This window comes from Streptomyces sp. NPDC028928 (genome assembly GCF_055564915.1).
Genome location: NZ_JBVHVI010000015.1, coordinates 82,423 through 98,035, shown reverse-complemented (window position 1 = coordinate 98,035; position 15,613 = coordinate 82,423). Strand labels below are relative to the sequence as shown.

Annotated in this window: 17 protein-coding genes; 8 read left to right on the top strand and 9 right to left on the bottom strand. The window is 72.3% G+C overall.

The window, feature by feature from the left end; translation table 11 throughout:
• Positions 1–189 precede the first annotated feature (189 nt).
• The 3 genes from panB (at position 190) to ACZ4U1_RS31880 (ending at position 3,030) form a co-directional block, all read left to right on the top strand.
• Positions 190–1,056, top strand: a complete 867-nt coding sequence (gene panB, locus ACZ4U1_RS31890) for a 3-methyl-2-oxobutanoate hydroxymethyltransferase (protein WP_467907637.1) — start codon at positions 190–192, stop codon at positions 1,054–1,056.
• Positions 1,057–1,186: 130 nt separating this feature from the next.
• On the top strand, positions 1,187–2,212 hold the full coding sequence (locus ACZ4U1_RS31885; protein ID WP_467907636.1) for an ATP-binding cassette domain-containing protein: 1,026 nt from the start codon (positions 1,187–1,189) through the stop codon (positions 2,210–2,212).
• Complete coding sequence (locus ACZ4U1_RS31880; RefSeq protein WP_467907635.1) at positions 2,209–3,030, top strand: ABC transporter permease; 822 nt, start codon at positions 2,209–2,211, stop codon at positions 3,028–3,030. Before ACZ4U1_RS31885 ends, ACZ4U1_RS31880 begins: the two co-directional genes overlap by 4 nt.
• An 18-nt stretch (positions 3,031–3,048) precedes the next feature.
• Here ACZ4U1_RS31880 and ACZ4U1_RS31875 read toward each other — a convergent pair whose 3' ends face one another.
• The gene (locus ACZ4U1_RS31875) at positions 3,049–6,333 is read right to left on the bottom strand and encodes a BTAD domain-containing putative transcriptional regulator (protein ID WP_467907634.1); all 3,285 of its coding nucleotides are present in this window, start codon (positions 6,331–6,333) and stop codon (positions 3,049–3,051) included.
• Positions 6,334–6,347: 14 nt separating this feature from the next.
• On the bottom strand, positions 6,348–6,800 hold the full coding sequence (locus tag ACZ4U1_RS31870; protein WP_467907633.1) for a DUF6578 domain-containing protein: 453 nt from the start codon (positions 6,798–6,800) through the stop codon (positions 6,348–6,350).
• A 117-nt stretch (positions 6,801–6,917) separates the two neighbouring features.
• Here ACZ4U1_RS31870 and ACZ4U1_RS31865 point away from each other — a divergent pair, with 117 nt between their 5' ends.
• Positions 6,918–7,718 carry a site-2 protease family protein gene (locus tag ACZ4U1_RS31865; RefSeq protein ID WP_467907632.1) on the top strand — a complete coding sequence of 267 codons (801 nt, stop codon included), beginning with the start codon at positions 6,918–6,920 and terminating at the stop codon, positions 7,716–7,718.
• On the opposite strand, the gene ACZ4U1_RS31860 is transcribed toward ACZ4U1_RS31865, so the two are convergent.
• From ACZ4U1_RS31860 to ACZ4U1_RS31850, 3 genes are all read right to left on the bottom strand, one after another.
• Positions 7,708–7,887, bottom strand: coding sequence for a hypothetical protein (locus ACZ4U1_RS31860; protein WP_467907631.1), 180 nt, complete (start codon positions 7,885–7,887; stop codon positions 7,708–7,710). The genes ACZ4U1_RS31865 and ACZ4U1_RS31860 overlap by 11 nt on opposite strands.
• A gap of 75 nt (positions 7,888–7,962) precedes the next feature.
• Positions 7,963–8,676 carry an NADPH-dependent F420 reductase gene (gene npdG / locus ACZ4U1_RS31855; protein ID WP_467907630.1) on the bottom strand — a complete coding sequence of 238 codons (714 nt, stop codon included), beginning with the start codon at positions 8,674–8,676 and terminating at the stop codon, positions 7,963–7,965.
• 37 nt (positions 8,677–8,713) lie between these two features.
• Positions 8,714–9,790, bottom strand: a complete 1,077-nt coding sequence (locus tag ACZ4U1_RS31850; protein ID WP_467907629.1) for a sialidase family protein — start codon at positions 9,788–9,790, stop codon at positions 8,714–8,716.
• Between the two features lie 107 nt (positions 9,791–9,897).
• Between ACZ4U1_RS31850 and ACZ4U1_RS31845 the strand changes: the two genes are divergently transcribed.
• Positions 9,898–10,494 carry a hypothetical protein gene (locus ACZ4U1_RS31845; RefSeq protein ID WP_467907628.1) on the top strand — a complete coding sequence of 199 codons (597 nt, stop codon included), beginning with the start codon at positions 9,898–9,900 and terminating at the stop codon, positions 10,492–10,494.
• Between the two features lie 30 nt (positions 10,495–10,524).
• Here the strand turns inward: ACZ4U1_RS31845 and ACZ4U1_RS31840 are convergent, their stop codons facing one another.
• On the bottom strand, positions 10,525–10,758 hold the full coding sequence (locus ACZ4U1_RS31840; RefSeq protein WP_467907627.1) for a hypothetical protein: 234 nt from the start codon (positions 10,756–10,758) through the stop codon (positions 10,525–10,527).
• 58 nt (positions 10,759–10,816) lie between these two features.
• Between ACZ4U1_RS31840 and map the strand changes: the two genes are divergently transcribed.
• Positions 10,817–11,674, top strand: a complete 858-nt coding sequence (gene map, locus ACZ4U1_RS31835; RefSeq protein WP_467907626.1) for a type I methionyl aminopeptidase — start codon at positions 10,817–10,819, stop codon at positions 11,672–11,674.
• A 96-nt stretch (positions 11,675–11,770) separates the two neighbouring features.
• Complete coding sequence (locus ACZ4U1_RS31830) at positions 11,771–12,418, top strand: biliverdin-producing heme oxygenase (protein ID WP_467907625.1); 648 nt, start codon at positions 11,771–11,773, stop codon at positions 12,416–12,418.
• A gap of 54 nt (positions 12,419–12,472) precedes the next feature.
• Here the strand turns inward: ACZ4U1_RS31830 and ACZ4U1_RS31825 are convergent, their stop codons facing one another.
• From ACZ4U1_RS31825 to ACZ4U1_RS31815, 3 genes are all read right to left on the bottom strand, one after another.
• Positions 12,473–12,670, bottom strand: coding sequence for a hypothetical protein (locus tag ACZ4U1_RS31825; protein WP_467907624.1), 198 nt, complete (start codon positions 12,668–12,670; stop codon positions 12,473–12,475).
• Positions 12,671–12,785: 115 nt separating this feature from the next.
• Positions 12,786–13,430, bottom strand: a complete 645-nt coding sequence (locus tag ACZ4U1_RS31820; RefSeq protein WP_467907623.1) for a PhzF family phenazine biosynthesis protein — start codon at positions 13,428–13,430, stop codon at positions 12,786–12,788.
• Complete coding sequence (locus ACZ4U1_RS31815) at positions 13,423–14,283, bottom strand: hypothetical protein (RefSeq protein ID WP_467907622.1); 861 nt, start codon at positions 14,281–14,283, stop codon at positions 13,423–13,425. The genes ACZ4U1_RS31820 and ACZ4U1_RS31815 overlap by 8 nt, the downstream gene beginning before the upstream one ends.
• Before the next feature lie 186 nt (positions 14,284–14,469).
• Here ACZ4U1_RS31815 and efeO point away from each other — a divergent pair, with 186 nt between their 5' ends.
• Positions 14,470–15,606 carry an iron uptake system protein EfeO gene (gene efeO, locus ACZ4U1_RS31810; protein WP_467907621.1) on the top strand — a complete coding sequence of 379 codons (1,137 nt, stop codon included), beginning with the start codon at positions 14,470–14,472 and terminating at the stop codon, positions 15,604–15,606.
• Positions 15,607–15,613: the final 7 nt, after the last annotated feature.

Here is a 15,613-nt window from a genome sequence, read left to right as displayed (position 1 = left end):
TACGGAACCGTCTCGTATCTTATTTTTTTACCGAGGCCTTACTCGCCGGGGCCTGTCCGGCCCCGGGTTCCCGCCCTTGGCGGGGGATCACAGGGGGTACCCCTGGCCCCCGATGGCACGAGGTGCCACCATGGAGTCGGTCCGGAGACGCCGTAAGGGCGCTTCGAGATGACTGAAGGAGCCGTTGCCATGACGCAGCTTTCGGCTGCCCAGAACAAGCCTTCCGACGGCAGCAAGGCGCTGTACGGGGGGAAGGGCACCCGCCGCATCACGGTCCGCGACATCGCCCTCGCCAAGGAGCGGGGCGAGAAGTGGCCCATGCTCACCGCCTACGACGCGATGACCGCGTCCGTCTTCGACGAGGCCGGGATCCCGGTGATCCTGGTCGGCGACTCGGCGGGCAACTGCCATCTCGGGTACGACACCACCGTGCCCGTCACCCTCGACGAGATGACCATGCTGTCGGCGGCCGTGGTCCGCGGCACGCAGCGCGCCCTGATCGTCGGCGACCTCCCCTTCGGCTCCTACCAGGAGGGTCCGGTGCAGGCGCTGCGCTCGGCGACCCGGCTGGTGAAGGAGGCCGGGGTCGGCGCGGTCAAGCTGGAGGGCGGCGAGCGGTCGCACGAACAGATCCGGCTGCTGGTGGAGTCCGGCATCCCGGTCATGGCCCACATCGGGCTGACCCCGCAGTCCGTCAACGCGATGGGCTACCGCGTACAGGGGCGCGGCGAGGAAGCGGCGCAGCAGCTGCTGCGGGACGCCAAGGCCGTGCAGGACGCGGGCGCCTTCGCGGTGGTCCTGGAACTGGTACCGGCGGAGCTGGCGGCCGAGGTGACGCGGGTCCTGCACATCCCGACGGTCGGCATCGGCGCCGGGCCGGAGACGGACGCGCAGGTGCTGGTGTGGACCGACATGCTGGGCCTGACGTCCGGTCGCGTACCGAAGTTCGTGAAGAAGTACGCGAACCTCCGTGAGGTCATGGGCGACGCGGCGAAGGCGTTCGCCGAGGACGTCGTCGGCGGAACGTTCCCGCTGGAGGAACACTCCGTCCACTGAGCCACTGCGGCACCACCGGGCAGCCCGCCGATCATCCCCCGTCGGCGGGCTGCCGCCTTTCTGCGGCGCCCCCGGGGGCTGTCGGCCGGCTGTCGGTGGTTTGTCGGTGGGCCCTGGCACTGTCATCGACATGACACGCATCGATGACAACCCCGCCGGCGGACGTTCCGCCGTGACCGTACGGGGACTGGTCAAGCACTACGGCGAGACCAAGGCGCTGGACGGTGTCGACCTGGACGTGCGCGAGGGCACCGTGATGGGTGTGCTCGGGCCGAACGGCGCCGGCAAGACCACCCTCGTACGGATCCTGTCCACCCTGATCACCCCCGACGCCGGGCAGGCCACCGTGGCCGGCTACGACGTCGTACGGCAGCCCCGTCAGCTGCGCCGGGTGATCGGGCTGACCGGGCAGTACGCCTCGGTGGACGAGAAGCTGCCGGGCTGGGAGAACCTGTACCTGATCGGCCGGCTGCTGGACCTGTCCCGCAAGGACGCCCGCGCCCGCGCCGACGAGCTGCTGGAGCGGTTCTCGCTGACGGAGGCCGCCCGGCGCCCGGCGAGCACGTACTCCGGCGGTATGCGTCGGCGGCTGGACCTGGCCGCCTCGATGATCGGCCGGCCCGCCGTGCTGTATCTGGACGAGCCCACCACCGGCCTGGACCCCCGCACCCGCAACGAGGTGTGGGACGAGGTGAAGGCGATGGTCGGCGACGGCGTCACCGTGCTGCTCACCACCCAGTACATGGAAGAGGCCGAGCAGCTCGCCTCCGAGCTGACCGTGGTGGACCGCGGCAAGGTCATCGCGAACGGCGGCATCGAGGAGCTGAAGGCCCGCGTCGGCGGGCGCACGCTCCGGGTGCGGCCGGTGGACCCGCTGGAGCTGCGCCCCCTCGCCGGCATGCTGGACGAGCTGGGCATCACCGGGCTCGCGGCCACCACCGTCGACACCGAGACCGGCACCCTGCTGGTGCCGATCCTGAGCGACGAGCAGCTGACCGCCGTGGTCGGCGCGGTCACCGCGCGCGGTATCACGCTCTCCTCCATCACCACCGAACTGCCCAGCCTGGACGAGGTCTTCCTGTCCCTCACCGGCCACCGCGCCAGTGCCCCGCAGGACGCCATGCCCGCCGACGACCGCCAGGAGGTCGCCGTATGAGTTCCGCCACCCTCTCCCCCGCCGCCGCGAAGGGCGACACCCCGATCCCGCTGCGGGCCCATCTGCGGCACACCGGCGCGCTGATCCGCCGCAACCTGCTGTGGATCCGGCAGGACCCGGAGTCGATGTTCGACGCCATCCTGTTCCCGGTCGTCTTCACCCTGCTGTTCGTGTACGTCTTCGGCGGCTCCATCGGGCAGTCGCTGGGCGGCGGCCAGGAGCGGTACGTCCAGTACGTCGTCCCCGGGCTCATGGCCATGATGGGCATGAACATGGCCCAGGGCGTGGGCACCGGTTTCAACCAGGACTTCAACTCCGGTGTCATGGACCGTTTCCGGTCCCTGCCCATCGGCCGCGGCTCGGTGCTCTTCGCGAAGATCGCGGTGGAGCTGATGCGGATGCTGTTCGCGACCGCGGTGCTGATGGTGGTGGCCCTCCTCGTGGGCTACGACATCAAGAACTGGGCCGGACTGCTGGCCTCCGTCGGGCTGTCCGCGGTGTTCGGCTCCGCGCTGATGTGGGTGTTCCTGACCCTCGGCGTGGTGATGAAGAACGCCCAGTCGGTGCAGGCGATGGGCTTCCTGGTGCTGATGCCGCTGCAGTTCGGCTCGTCGATCTTCGCGCCGCCCGCGTCCATGCCGGGCTGGCTCCAGGCGTTCACCGACTACAACCCGCTGTCCACGCTGGCCGACACCGCGCGCGGTCTGATGGAGGGCGGCCCGGTCGCGCACGACCTGTGGGTGACGCTGATCTGGTCGATCGGGCTGACCGCGGTCATGGCGCCGGTCGCGATCCACAAGTTCCGCACGAAGAGCTGACGTCACGAAGGAACGGCGTCACGAAGAGCCGGCGCTCTCCGGCGCTCGGACCAGGGCGGTGGCCTCCACGAGGGAGAGGCCACCGCCCTCGGCGTACGCGGTGTCGTACGACCGCGCGTCCAAGACCTCACGGATGCGGGCCTCGGTCAGCTCGCGGCTGCGCCGCTCCACGCCGGAGACCACGTGTCCGGGCGGCAGCAGCGCGCCGGCGGCGGCCAGGCAGCGGGCGGCGTCGGCGGCGCGGCTGCCGCCGTCGGCGCGGGCGAGGGCCATCGCGGCGACGGTCAGGGCGATGGAGTGCAGATGCGGGGTGACGGCCGAGGTCAGCGGGTCGGCGGCGAGGCCGAGCGCCCTGCGGGCCCGTGCGAGGGCCTCCTCGGTGCGCTCGTCCACGGCGTCCAGCCAGGCCTCCTGGCAGACGATGACGGCGTCGAAGACGATGAAGTGGGCGATCGCGATCTCCTCGCGCAGCAGCCGCAGCTGCTCGCGGGCCTCCGCGGTGCGGTCGGTCAGGCTGAGCCAGACGGCGAGGAAGAGCCGGGCGGCGGGCATCGCCTCGTTGCGGGTGCCGTCCTGGCCGGCGATGACGTCCCGGAGCATCCGCTCGCCGCGGTCCATCTCGCCGGCCTCCATGAGCACGTTGCCGAGCCGGGCGCGGAGCACGGCCACCTGGGCGCGGGCGCCGAGGCGTTCGGCGTGCTCGATGGCGGCCCGGTAGTCGGCGGCGGCCTCGCGGTGGGCGCCCTTGCGTTCGTGGGCCTCGCCGCGGGCGGACAGGGCCTCGGTGGCGCCCCAGGCGTCGCCGAGACGGCGGTAGATCTCCAGGGACTCGTCGGCGTCGCGGGTGGCGTCGCCGGCCCAGGCGGTGCGGTTGGCGAGGAAGTTGGCGCGCAGGTGGAGGGCGCCGGCCAGCTCCCACTCGTAGCCCGGGGTGTCCCGGCAGGTGCGCACGCAGGCGTCCACGATGGTGCGCAGCCGCTTCCCGCCGCCGGTCAGCAGCTCGGCGAAGAACCACAGCATGCCCGGGGGCCGGCAGGTCTGCGGCAGGCCGGGCTCGTAGACCTGGGTGACGGCGCGGAGCTTGGCCTGGGCCGCGGGTGTCTGCCAGGTGTCGATCTCGGTGTCGATGCAGGCCAGGTGGGCCAGGTGGACCCCGCGCCGGGCCTCGGCGAGGATCTCGCCGGTGTACGGCGGCGGGGTGTCGGTGCAGCGCTGCCACACGGGGGCGGCGCGGCGGATCGGTTCGGCGAACGGGTCGGGGCCGAGCGCCATGACCTCCCGGCACCAGGTGCGGGTCTCGATGCGCTGGTCGCGTATCTGCCAGAACCACAGCAGGGAGAGGACCAGGCAGAGGGCCTCCTGTTCGTCGCGTTCGGCGACGGCGTGCCGGAAGGCGGTGCGCAGGTTCTCGTACTCCAGCTGGAACCGGTCGATGGCGGCGCGCTGTTCGGGGCCGCGCAGCAGCGGGTCGGTGGTGCGGGCGAGTTCCCGGTAGTGGGTCAGGTGGGCGCGTTCGGCCTCGCCGCGGCGGCCGGTCTCGGCGAGGCGTTCGGCGGCGTACTCGGCGACGGTCTCCAGCAGCCGGTAGCGCATCCCGCCGTCGGCCGCGGGGGCGGCCACCACCAGGGATTTGTCGACCAGGGAGCCGAGGGCGTCCAGGGCGGCCGGGCCGCAGACGGCCTCGGCGGCGGCCAGGTCGCAGCCGCCGGCGAAGACGGACAGCCGGGCGAGGACGTCGCGTTCGCCGGCGTCCAGCAGGTCCCAGGACCAGTCCACGACGGCTCGGAGGGTCTGCTGGCGGGGCAGCAGGGTGCGGCTGCCGGAGGTGAGCAGCCGGAACCGGTCGTCCAGCCGGTCCGCTATCTGGCGGGGCGTAAGCATGCGCAGCCGGGCCGCCGCCAGCTCGATCGCGAGGGGCAGTCCGTCCAGGCGGCGGCAGATCTCGGCGCAGGCCTCGGGGTCGTCCTCGGTCCGGAAGCCGGGGCGGGCCGCCGCGCCCCGGTCGGCGAGCAGCCGCAGCGCGACCGGCTCGGGCAGCGGCTCCACGGGCCGTACCAGCTCCCCCGGTACGCCGAGGGGTTCGCGGCTGGTGGCGAGGACGGTCAGCTCGGGGCAGCGGGCCAGCAGCCGCTCGGTGAGCCGGGCGGCGGCGTCGACGACGTGCTCGCAGTTGTCCAGGATGATCAGCATGCGGCGCCGGGCGCAGTGTTCCACGAGCCGTTCGACGGGGTCGCCGTGCCGGTCGGAGACCGCGCGCATGCCGTCCACGCCGGCGCCGTGCAGTACGGTCTCGCGGGCGCCGATCGCGGTGAGCACGGCCTGCGGTACGGCGTCCGGGTCGTCCACGGGGGCCAGCTCGGCGAGCCAGACCCCGTCCCGGAGGGTGGGCCGTACCGCCTCGGCGGCCTCCAGCGACAGCCGGGTCTTTCCGGCGCCGCCGGGTCCGAGCAGGGTGACCAGGCGGGCCGCGGTGAGGTCGGCGCCGATGGCCTGGATGTCGGTTTCCCGGCCGACGAAGGAGGTGAGCCGGGCCGGCAGGTTGCCCGGGCGGGCCGCGGGGCGGCTCGGCGCGGGTTCCTCCCGCAGCAGCTCGGCGTGCAGGGCGCGCAGGTCGGGGCCGGGGTCGGAGCCGAGCCGGTCCGCGAGCAGGCGTCGTACGTCCTCGTAGGCGGCGAGGGCCTGGGCGGGGCGGCCGGCGTCGCGCAGGGCGCGCAGCCGCAGCGCCTGGAGCTGCTCGTCCAGGGGGTGGCTGTCGCACAGGGCGGTCAGTTCGGGCAGCGACCGCTCGGCCTCGCCGAGGGCGAGGGCGGCGGTGTGCCGGGCGCGCAGGGCGTCGAGCCGGCGGGTCTCCCAGCGGGCCGCCTCGGCGGTGCGGTCGGGCAGGTCGGCGAGGGCGGGTCCGTGCCACAGGGCGAGGGCGTCGTCGAGGACGGCGGCGGCCTTGGCCGGGTCGCCGTCGGCGAGGGCGGCGAGGCCGTCGCCGGTGAGCCGGTCGAAGCGGCCGAGGTCGATGTCGTCGGGGGCGGCGGTGAGCCGGTAGCCGCCGTCGACGGAGGCGACGGCGTCGGCGCCGAGGGTCCTGCGGAGCCGGCCGACGAGCGCCTGGAGGGCACCGGCGGCGTCCGCGGGCGGGTCGGCGCCCCACACCTCGTCCACCAGCACGGGCGCGGGCACGGTCCGCCCGGCCCGCAGCGCGAGCACGCTCAGCAGAGCACGCAACCGCGCCCCGCCGACCGGGACGGCCGTACCGTCGGGACGTATTGCCTGGGTGGTGCCGAGCAGCCGATAACGCACGGGGTCCATTCTCTCCGGAGCGGTCAGGGACGGTGACCGGTGGTGGGTGTCTCCAGGGTGACGAGAACGCCGACGGCGCGGCGGACGCGGTACGGAACCGCTCGCGACGGCTGTTCCTCCTGCTCGAACGTGTCGAACCACTTCGGGCAGGCGTCGACGGGCTCCAGGGTGGACGCACCGGGCACGGGCTCCAGGGCGCGCCCGGCCCCCATGAGGATCACCTCGCCGGGTTCCCCGGCGGGGGGTCGGACGGCGTCCGGGTCGTGGTGGGCAAGGTACTCCTGGTGCACCAGGTCGATGGCGCGGACCCGGCCGAGCGTCTCCCGGTCCGGGCCGCCGTGGTTCTCCACCAGGGCGGTCTCGCCGTAGCGGCATTCCTGGTCGGTCGTCGGGACCAGCCGCCAGGCGACCGCGTCCCCGACGGCGAACGGCGTGCCGCAGCATTCCATCTGCCAGTCCGCGTAGAACACCCTCATCCGTGGCATTCCTTCACCTTCCCGGAACCGCGCGGCGGTCGCGAGACGTTTTCCCCAGGTGTCCGCGGCCGGTACGGTCGCAGTTCCCGACCGTCCCCGCAGACCAGGAGCCTGCCCATGACCACCGCCACCAGCCGTCGCGGCGACCGGCAGATCAGTCCCGTGTTCGTCGGCATACTGGCCGTGACGGCGGTGACCGGCTGGGCCACCTGGACCGGGTTCGCCGCGCAGCCGGGTATCGCGGTGTTCCTGTTCGTGACGGCGGCCTGGATCGTCTCGCTGTGCCTGCACGAGTACGCGCACGCGCGCACCGCCCTGCACAGCGGGGACATCACGGTCGGCGCGAAGGGCTATCTCACGCTGAACCCGCTGAAGTACACGCACGCGCTGCTGAGCATCGTGCTCCCGGTGCTGTTCGTGATCATGGGCGGGATCGGTCTGCCCGGCGGCGCGGTGTTCATCGAGCGGAACCGGATCCGGGGCCGCTGGCGGCACAGCCTGATCTCGGCGGCCGGCCCGCTGACGAACGTGCTGTTCGCCGCGGTGTGCACGGCCCCCTTCTGGCTGGACGCGCTGGACGGCGTGCCCGTGGAGTTCCGGTTCGCGCTGGCGTTCCTGGCGCTGCTGCAGGTGACGGCGGCGCTGCTGAACTTCCTGCCGGTGCCGGGCCTGGACGGCTACGGCGTGATCGAGCCCTGGCTGTCGTACAACGTGAAGCGGCAGGTGGAGCCGTTCGCTCCGTTCGGTCTGCTGTTCGTGTTCGCGCTGCTGTGGCTGCCGTCGGTCAACAACGCGTTCTTCGACGTGATCGACTCGATCATGCGGGCGCTGAACGTCGACGACTTCTCCCGCTACTGCGGCGAGGCGCACTACCGCTTCTGGCAGGACACCCCGGAGATCTGCTCGTTCAGCCGGTGACGGACTTCTCGTCCCTGGCCCGCTTCACGTAGTACCAGGTCATGTTGGAGGACAGGCCCGCCAGCAGCACCCAGACGATCCCCAGCCAGCTGCCCCGGGTGAAGGAGACGACCGCGGCGGCCACGGCGAGGAGACAGACGACGAGGGTGTAGAGGGCGATGCGGGGCATGGTCGGTGGGCTCCTGTCGGGGACACTGCTCGGGAACTGCTTCGCCGACCAGTGTCCCCCATCGCCCTGCGCGGCTCACACGTCGGTGACGCGGAGCCCGGCGTGCGCCTTGTACCGGCGGTTGACGGAGATCAGGTTCGCCACCAGCGACTCGACCTGGTGGGCGTTGCGGAGCCGGCCCGCGAAGACGCCGCGCATGCCGGGGATGCGCCCGGCGAGGGCCTGCACGATCTCCACGTCGGCGCGCTCCTCGCCGAGCACCATCACATCGGTGTCGATCTGCTCGATGGCCGAGTCCTGGAGCAGGACGGCCGACAGGTGGTGGAAGGCGGCGGTGACCCGGGAGTCCGGCAGCAGCGCGGCGGCCTGCTCGGCGGCGCTGCCCTCCTCCGGCTTGAGCGCGTAGGCGCCCTTCTTGTCGAAGCCGAGCGGGTTGACGCAGTCCACGACGAGCTTGCCGGCCAGCTCCTCGCGCAGCGACTTCAGGGTGTCGCCGTGGCCGTCCCACGGTACGGCGACGATCACGATGTCGCTGCGGCGCGCGGTCTCGGCGTTGTCGGCGCCCTCGATGCCGTGGCCGAGTTCGCCGGCGGCGGCGCGGGCGCGTTCTTCGGCGCGGGAGCCGATGATCACCTTCTGGCCGGCCCGGGCGAGCCGGTAGGCGAGGCCCTTGCCCTGCGGTCCGGTGCCGCCGAGCACGCCGACGACGTACCCGGAGACGTCGGGCAGGTCCCAGGGGTCCTTGGCGGGGGCCTTGGCAGGGGTCTGTGCGCTGTCGGTTGAGGTCATGGGCCGACTCTACGTCCGCCGCCGGGCCGGTACCGGCTCAGGTCAGCCGGTGCACGGGCACCCGGCGGAAGGTGATCGTCTCGTAGGCGCCGAAGTCGCCCGTCTCGTACAGCAGGCCGACGGTGTGCGGGTCGACGCGGACGAGGTCGGAGTAGGCGGCGGGCAGCCCGTCGGCGGTGTACGCGGTGCGCCAGGTGGTGCCGCCGTCGCGGGAGGTGCGGATCGTCATCAGGGCGCGGGCGCCGCCGGGGTCGGCGGGGGCGGAGAAGAGGAGCAGGTCGGGGTCGCGGAGCTGGAGCACGGCGGCCTCGCAGACCGGCGCGGTCAGTCCGGCCTGCGGCCGGAAGGGTTTGACGAGGGTCTTCCCGCCGTCCTGGGAGTGGGCGTCGGCGCGGTTGCCGGGCGAGGGGGAGTCGTTGCGGGTGTTGAGGTAGACGCGGCCGTCGGGGAGTTCGGCGGCGGTGGTCTCGTTGACGTTGACGTAACCGTCGGTGTTCTCGTCCAGGTAGCCGAGGTACCAGGTCTCGCCGCGGTCGTCGCTGAGCAGGCAGTGCCCGCTGTTGTACTTCGCCTCGGCGCCGGTGTCGGTGCCGGTGGGCGGCAGGGTGTGGTTGGCCGGGACGAGGACGCGGCCGGAGGTGAGCTGGAGGGCGTGGCCGGGGGTGGTGGCGTACCAGCGCCAGCCGGGCCGCTTCACCTGCCCGGTGATCTCCCTGGGTTCGGACCACGTCAGACCGTCGTCATCGCTGTGTTGCACCCACACCCGTCGCCCGTCGGCGTCCTCGACCTGGCCGCGCAGGACGGCGGCCTCGGTGGCGGAGGCGGCGGCCCGCACGTGCACGAGCAGGATCCGGCCGGTGTCCAGGACGACGGGGGCGGGGTTGCCGGCGAGGTCCGTCCCGTTGCTCGCGGCGACCTGGAGCGGGCCCCAGGTACGGCCGCCGTCGGTGGACCGTTTCAGCACGATGTCGATGTGCCCGTGGTCGGCGGCGGAGTCGACGCGGCCCTCGCAGAAGGCGAGCAGGGTGCCGGACCGGCCGGCGACGACGGCCGGTATGCGGAAGCTCGCGTATCCCTCGCGGCCCGCGCGGAAGGGGACGGTCACGTCGGTCATCGGGCGGCTCCTGAAGGCCTGCGGACGGGCCGCCACCATCCCCGGGTCGGGCGAATTCCGGGTGAACTCCGCGTCACGAGTGAACGGTTGCGGCAGGATGCGGTCGCATGGACGCCGTACGGGTCGCCTTGTTGCGGGAAGTGCTCGCCGGGACCGAGTGGCTGGGGGCCACCCGGAGGTTCGCGGGGGTGCTGCGCGGGTCGGTGGTGGCGCACGGGGGCGGGCTGCTGCTGGTGGGCACGCCGGAGTACGAGCCCTGGCACCTGGCCGCGCACCTGGTGGACGAGGCGGCCTGGTCGGGCACGCCCGAGCTGGCGCCGACGCTGGTACGCCATCACGCGCGCCCCTCGGATCCCGCGCATCTGGCGGTGGGGCCGGGCCGGCTCACGGCGGCGCGGCGCGGTGAGACCCTGCTGGTCGTGGCGCCCGGGGAGCCGGCGCCGCTGCTGGAGCGGGTGCACGACGCCCGGCGCGCCGGGGTGACGGTGCTGGCGCTGGGCGCGGGCGGGGGCGAGCTGGCGGCGATGGCCCATGACACGCTGGCCGTGCCTCAGGGGGCGGAGCTGGACCTGGACACCGTGCAGCACCTGGTCAGCGCGGCGGCCGGGGAGAACGCGGGCTCTCCGAGGGTGCGGCGGGGCTTCAGGGACCGCCTGGCCCGCTGGACGGAGGCACTGACGGCCCCACCGCCTGCCCCTTGGTGACCCGGTCGGCCGGCAGCACCTCGGATCCGCTCAGCTCTCTTCCGTGGTGCCGCCGGCAGGCGCGTCGTGCCAGCGGGGGTCGTTCTCCCACTGGAGGTTGCGTTCGGCGGCGGTCTCCATCGCCTGCCGGGCCTCTTCCCGGGAGGCGTACGGCCCGAAGCGGTCCTTGGCCGGGCAGTCCGGGCCCTCCTCGACCTTCTTGTGCTCCAGGCAGTAGTACCACTCGCCCGGCTTGCCGGCGGTGCGCTTCTTGAACAGGGCCATGGACTGCTCCTCTCGCCACCGTCATGTTCCCCCATGTCCGCTGGTTAGACTCGCTGACATGTCTGGCCAGTCGCTGCTCGTACCAGGGGAGCTGTCTCCCACCCGTTCGGTTCCCGGAAACATCCGCCGCCCCGAGTACGTCGGCAAGCCCGCGCCGGCGCCGTACACCGGGCCGGAGGTGCAGACCCCCGAGACCATCGAGGCGATGCGGATCGCCGGCCGTATCGCCGCGCGGGCGATGGCGGAGGCCGCGAAGATCATCGCGCCCGGGGTCACCACGGACCAGCTGGACAAGGTCGCCCACGAGTACATGTGCGACCACGGCGCCTACCCCTCCACGCTCGGCTACCGGGGCTTCCCGAAGTCGCTGTGCACCTCCGTCAACGAGGTCATCTGCCACGGCATCCCGGACTCGACCGTCCTGCGCGACGGCGACATCGTCAACCTGGACGTGACGGCGTACATCGGCGGGGTGCACGGCGACAACAACGCCACCTACCTGGTCGGTGAGGTGGACGAGGAGTCGCGGCTGCTGGTGGAGCGCACCCGTGAGTCGCTCGACCGGGCGATCAAGGCAGTGAAGCCGGGCCGGCAGATCAATGTCATCGGCCGGGTCATCGAGTCGTACGCCAAGCGTTTCGGCTACGGCGTGGTCCGGGACTTCACCGGCCACGGCATCAGCACGTCGTTCCACTCCGGTCTGATCATCCCGCACTACGACAGCCCGCACGCGACGACGGTGATGCAGCCGGGGATGACGTTCACGATCGAGCCGATGCTGACGCTCGGCACCCACGAGTACGACATGTGGGACGACGGCTGGACGGTCGTCACGAAGGACCGCAAGCGGACCGCGCAGTTCGAGCACACCCTGGTGGTGACGGACACCGGGGCGGAGATCCTGACCCTCCCCTGAGCACCGCGTGACCTGCGGCGAGCCCGCTCCCTGCCCGGGGGCGGGCTTTGTCTTGTACGCTTTTACCGACAGGCTGTCGGCAAAGAGGACGTGCTCATGGACTCCTTCTCGTCCCTCATCCGTACCGCCTCGCACGCCCAGCACGCCGAGGCCGAGACCTCGACGTTCATGAGGGATCTCCTCGGCGGCCGGCTCGGCGTGCCGGCCTACGCGCGCTACACCGAGCAACTGTGGTTCGTCTACGAGGCGTTGGAGGGCACGGCCGGACGGCTGGCGGCGGATCCGGTGGCGGGCCCCTTCATCCGCCCGGAACTCCTGCGGCTGCCCGCGCTGGAGCGGGACCTGGCACATCTGCGGGGACCGGGCTGGCGGGCGGGCCTGAGCGCGCTGCCCGCGACCCGGGCGTACGCCGAGCGGGTGCGGGAGTGCGCCGAGCGCTGGCCGGGCGGATACGTCGCGCACCACTACACCCGCTATCTGGGCGACCTCTCCGGCGGCCAGGTCATCCGGGACAGGGCGGAGAAGACGTGGGGCTTCGCCAGGAAGGGCGACGGGGTGCGCTTCTACGTCTTCGACGCGATCCCCAACCCGGCCGCGTTCAAGCGGGATTACCGCGAACTGCTGGACCGGACACGGGTGGACGACCTGGAGAAGCAGCGGGTCGTCGCGGAGTGCAAGCGGGCTTTCGCGCTGAACACGGCGGTGTTCCGGGCCCTGGGCGAGGAGTTCCCGCTGAGCGCGTGAGCCCTGGACGACCGGGTCCCCCGCACCGCCTGCGGCAGGGGGACCCGGGTCGCATCAGCGCAGGTAGTTGCGGCAGTGGGCGCCGGACCAGGTCACGTGGTTCTCCAGCGAGGTGAGTGAGCCGGCGTACGGGCTGCAGACGGGCTCGTCGTCGTCCTTGGTGTCGTAGTTGGTGGCACCGGCCGTCGTCGCGCCGGCGGCGGCGAGAGCGGCGGCGAGACAGGCCGCGGCCACGACTGATCTGATGCGCATGGTGCTCCTCTCGGGGAGGCGGAGTGGTCACGCCCACTGGTCCCCGCTCGCCCTCGCGCGCACACGCGAATCCACCCGGACGGGGGCTCGAACGATCACCCGGACGCCGTACCGGTCAGCGCTCCAGGTGGACGCGCCCGCCGACCTCGATCCACCCGTGCGGCTGTGGTGCGGTCAGGATCTGCGAGCCCCGGCCCTGGGTGATGTTGAGGGCCCGGCCGAGCAGGTCGGTGAGGAGCAGGGCCGCGGCGCCGGTCGCCTCGTCCTCCTCGATGCCGTCGTCGCGGCCGGGGAAGGCGCGGGCCCGGATCCGCCCGGCCGCCTCGTCCTCCCAGGCCCAGGCGTAGATCCACTCCCCCGGCGGCGGGACCTGGAGCGCGTCCACCTCGGCGGCGCTCGGGTACTGGCGCAGGGTGCGCGGCGGCGCCCACTCCGCGCGGGCCTCGATCCAGCTGAACTCACCGTCCAGCCGGGCGCCGACCACTCCGGCCGGGGTGATGAGTTCGGGTACGTCGAGCAGCCAGGCCGTGCCTACGCAGGGGTGACCGGCGAAGGGCAGCCTGAGGGTGGGGGTGTAGATGTCGATCACTCCGCGCTCGGGGTCGTCCACGAACACGGTCTCGCTGAAGCCGAGTTTGGCGGCGAGCGCCTGCCGGTCGCTCCGCTCGGGCAGCACCGAGCCCTCACGGACGACGCCCAGCTCGTTGCCGTAGCCGCCGTTCGGTCCGCAGAAGACGCGGAGTACGTCGTAGTCAGTCACCGGGGAATTGAAACATCGCGGCACCGGCGACCGCTTCCCAGGCGGGGACACCGCCGGACAGGGGCCAGTACCGGGTGCGGGCCTCCTCGTACGGCAGCCAGGAGACGGTGTCGGCGTAGGCCCGCACCAGCGTCTCGCGCTGCCGCTCGGTGCCCGCGTCGGCCGACAGCGCTCGATGGGCTTCGGTCGCCTCGCGGACGTCCCGCCGCCAGTCCTCCTCGTCCGGCACCCGGGCGAGCACCACGCACGGCGGGGTGCACCCCTCGGCGAGCGCCGCGACGGCCCTGTCGTGGCCGTCGAGCAGCAGCCAGCCGTCGAGGGCGGTGACCCACCAGAGCAGCACCGGCGCCAGGGTGCCGTCGCGGGCGTGTTTGCGGTAGGCGCGCACCCGGGGCGCATCCTCGGGAGAGAGCGGACGCAGGGGCACGACTCCGTGCCAGCCGTATCCGGACCAGTCGAGGTGGCAGTGGGGCCACGCGCGGACGAAGTCGTCGGCGTGCCAGACGTACGGGGGGAACACCGTGCGCGTCCGCAGATGCCAGCGGGAGTCGTGCAGGGGGCCTTGGCCGGCGTCCTCCAGCCATCGGGCGTAGGCGTGCACCCAGTTGCCCGGGTCGCGCATCAGCGCGGAGCGAATCGGCGGCAGGGGCGGGCGGTAGCCGGCGTACCGGCTGACGTACACGCCCTGGTTCGCCTCCTCCACCCGGGCCAGCAGCAGCACCCGCTCGTCCTGCCGCAGCAGCATGCGACCGCCGTCGGCCGTCTCGAAGCGCAACGGCGGCGGCCCCGGCCGGTTCCGCACGTCCAGCACCAGGCCGTCGGGCCCCAGCAGTTCTCTGCGCGCGCTCCCCATGGACCCACCCTCCCACTGCTTGACCTCGCCTTTGCCGTTTATTGCCGTCTCTTTTGAGCCATCGCGATCAAGCCGTGTCTGTGATCTCACGGTGAGAGCTGAATCACGGCACGGAGGGGTATGGGTGAGGTAAGCCTCATGTAAGTTAGGCCAGCCTCACCAGACCAGATCCGCTTGGAGCCCTGCATGCGAGCCGTCCGACTGACCGTCACCGCCGCCGCCACCGCGGCGGCTCTGACCGCCCTCTCGGCCTGCACCGCGAAGAGCGATGCCAAGGACGGCGACGCCATCCAGGTCACGGCCGCCGACTCGAAGTGCGACACCTCCACCACGTCCGTGCCGGCCGGGCAGGTCACGCTGAAGATCGAGAACAAGGGCTCGAAGGCCACCGAGGTCGAGATCCTGTTCCCGGACGACCGGATCGTCTCCGAGAAGGAGAACATCGGCCCGGGCACCAAGTACACGCTCACCGCCGAGGTGAAGGCCGGATCGTACGAGATCGCCTGCCGGCCCGGCATGAAGGGCCACGGTGTGCGGCAGAAGCTGACCGTGACCGGCGGCGGCAGCACCGCCAAGCGCGACCCGAAGCTGGACAAGGCCGTCGCCGACTACCGCCAGTACGCCCAGGACCAGGCCGACGAGACGCTGCCGAAGGCCGAGGTCTTCGTGAAGGCGGTCAAGGACGGCGACCTGGAGGCCGCTAAGAAGGCCTACGCCGTGTCCCGCCTCGGCTGGGAGCGCACCGAGCCGGTCGCCGAGTCCTTCGGTGACATCGACCCGAAGGTCGACTTCCGCGAGGACGGCCTGGAGGAGGGCCAGAAGTGGACCGGCTGGCACCGGCTGGAGAAGGCCCTCTGGCAGGACAAGAAGATCGGCGCCGAGGAGAAGACCCTCGCCGGCCAGCTGCTGACGGACCTCAAGGACTGGCAGGGCCGGGTCGGCAAGGCCGAGATCACCCCGACCTCCATGGCCAACGGCGCCAAGGAGCTGCTGGACGAGGTCGCCACCGGCAAGGTCACCGGCGAGGAGGACCGCTACGCCCACACCGACCTGGTCGACTTCAAGGGCAACGTCGAGGGCGCCCAGAAGGCCTACGAGCTGCTGAAGCCGGTCGCCGCGAAGAACGACCCGGCGCTGACCAAGGAACTGGACAAGCAGTTCGCGGCGCTGGACACGCTGCTCGACAAGTACCGCTCGGACAAGACGTCGTACGACTTCGTCTCCTACGACAAGGTCACCAAGGACCAGCGCAAGGAGCTGTCGGACGCGGTGAACGCGCTCGCCGAGCCGCTGTCCAAGCTCGCCGCCGCGGTAGTGAAGTAAGCAGGGG

Coding starts and splice junctions, on each gene's coding strand:
- panB (WP_467907637.1), top strand. CDS start 190: ATGACGCAGCTTTCGGCTGCCCAGAACAAGCCTTCCGACGGCAGCAAG.
- ACZ4U1_RS31885 (WP_467907636.1), top strand. CDS start 1,187: ATGACACGCATCGATGACAACCCCGCCGGCGGACGTTCCGCCGTGACC.
- ACZ4U1_RS31880 (WP_467907635.1), top strand. CDS start 2,209: ATGAGTTCCGCCACCCTCTCCCCCGCCGCCGCGAAGGGCGACACCCCG.
- ACZ4U1_RS31875 (WP_467907634.1), bottom strand. CDS start 6,333: ATGGACCCCGTGCGTTATCGGCTGCTCGGCACCACCCAGGCAATACGT.
- ACZ4U1_RS31870 (WP_467907633.1), bottom strand. CDS start 6,800: ATGAGGGTGTTCTACGCGGACTGGCAGATGGAATGCTGCGGCACGCCG.
- ACZ4U1_RS31865 (WP_467907632.1), top strand. CDS start 6,918: ATGACCACCGCCACCAGCCGTCGCGGCGACCGGCAGATCAGTCCCGTG.
- ACZ4U1_RS31860 (WP_467907631.1), bottom strand. CDS start 7,887: ATGCCCCGCATCGCCCTCTACACCCTCGTCGTCTGTCTCCTCGCCGTG.
- npdG (WP_467907630.1), bottom strand. CDS start 8,676: ATGACCTCAACCGACAGCGCACAGACCCCTGCCAAGGCCCCCGCCAAG.
- ACZ4U1_RS31850 (WP_467907629.1), bottom strand. CDS start 9,790: ATGACCGACGTGACCGTCCCCTTCCGCGCGGGCCGCGAGGGATACGCG.
- ACZ4U1_RS31845 (WP_467907628.1), top strand. CDS start 9,898: ATGGACGCCGTACGGGTCGCCTTGTTGCGGGAAGTGCTCGCCGGGACC.
- ACZ4U1_RS31840 (WP_467907627.1), bottom strand. CDS start 10,758: ATGGCCCTGTTCAAGAAGCGCACCGCCGGCAAGCCGGGCGAGTGGTAC.
- map (WP_467907626.1), top strand. CDS start 10,817: ATGTCTGGCCAGTCGCTGCTCGTACCAGGGGAGCTGTCTCCCACCCGT.
- ACZ4U1_RS31830 (WP_467907625.1), top strand. CDS start 11,771: ATGGACTCCTTCTCGTCCCTCATCCGTACCGCCTCGCACGCCCAGCAC.
- ACZ4U1_RS31825 (WP_467907624.1), bottom strand. CDS start 12,670: ATGCGCATCAGATCAGTCGTGGCCGCGGCCTGTCTCGCCGCCGCTCTC.
- ACZ4U1_RS31815 (WP_467907622.1), bottom strand. CDS start 14,283: ATGGGGAGCGCGCGCAGAGAACTGCTGGGGCCCGACGGCCTGGTGCTG.
- efeO (WP_467907621.1), top strand. CDS start 14,470: ATGCGAGCCGTCCGACTGACCGTCACCGCCGCCGCCACCGCGGCGGCT.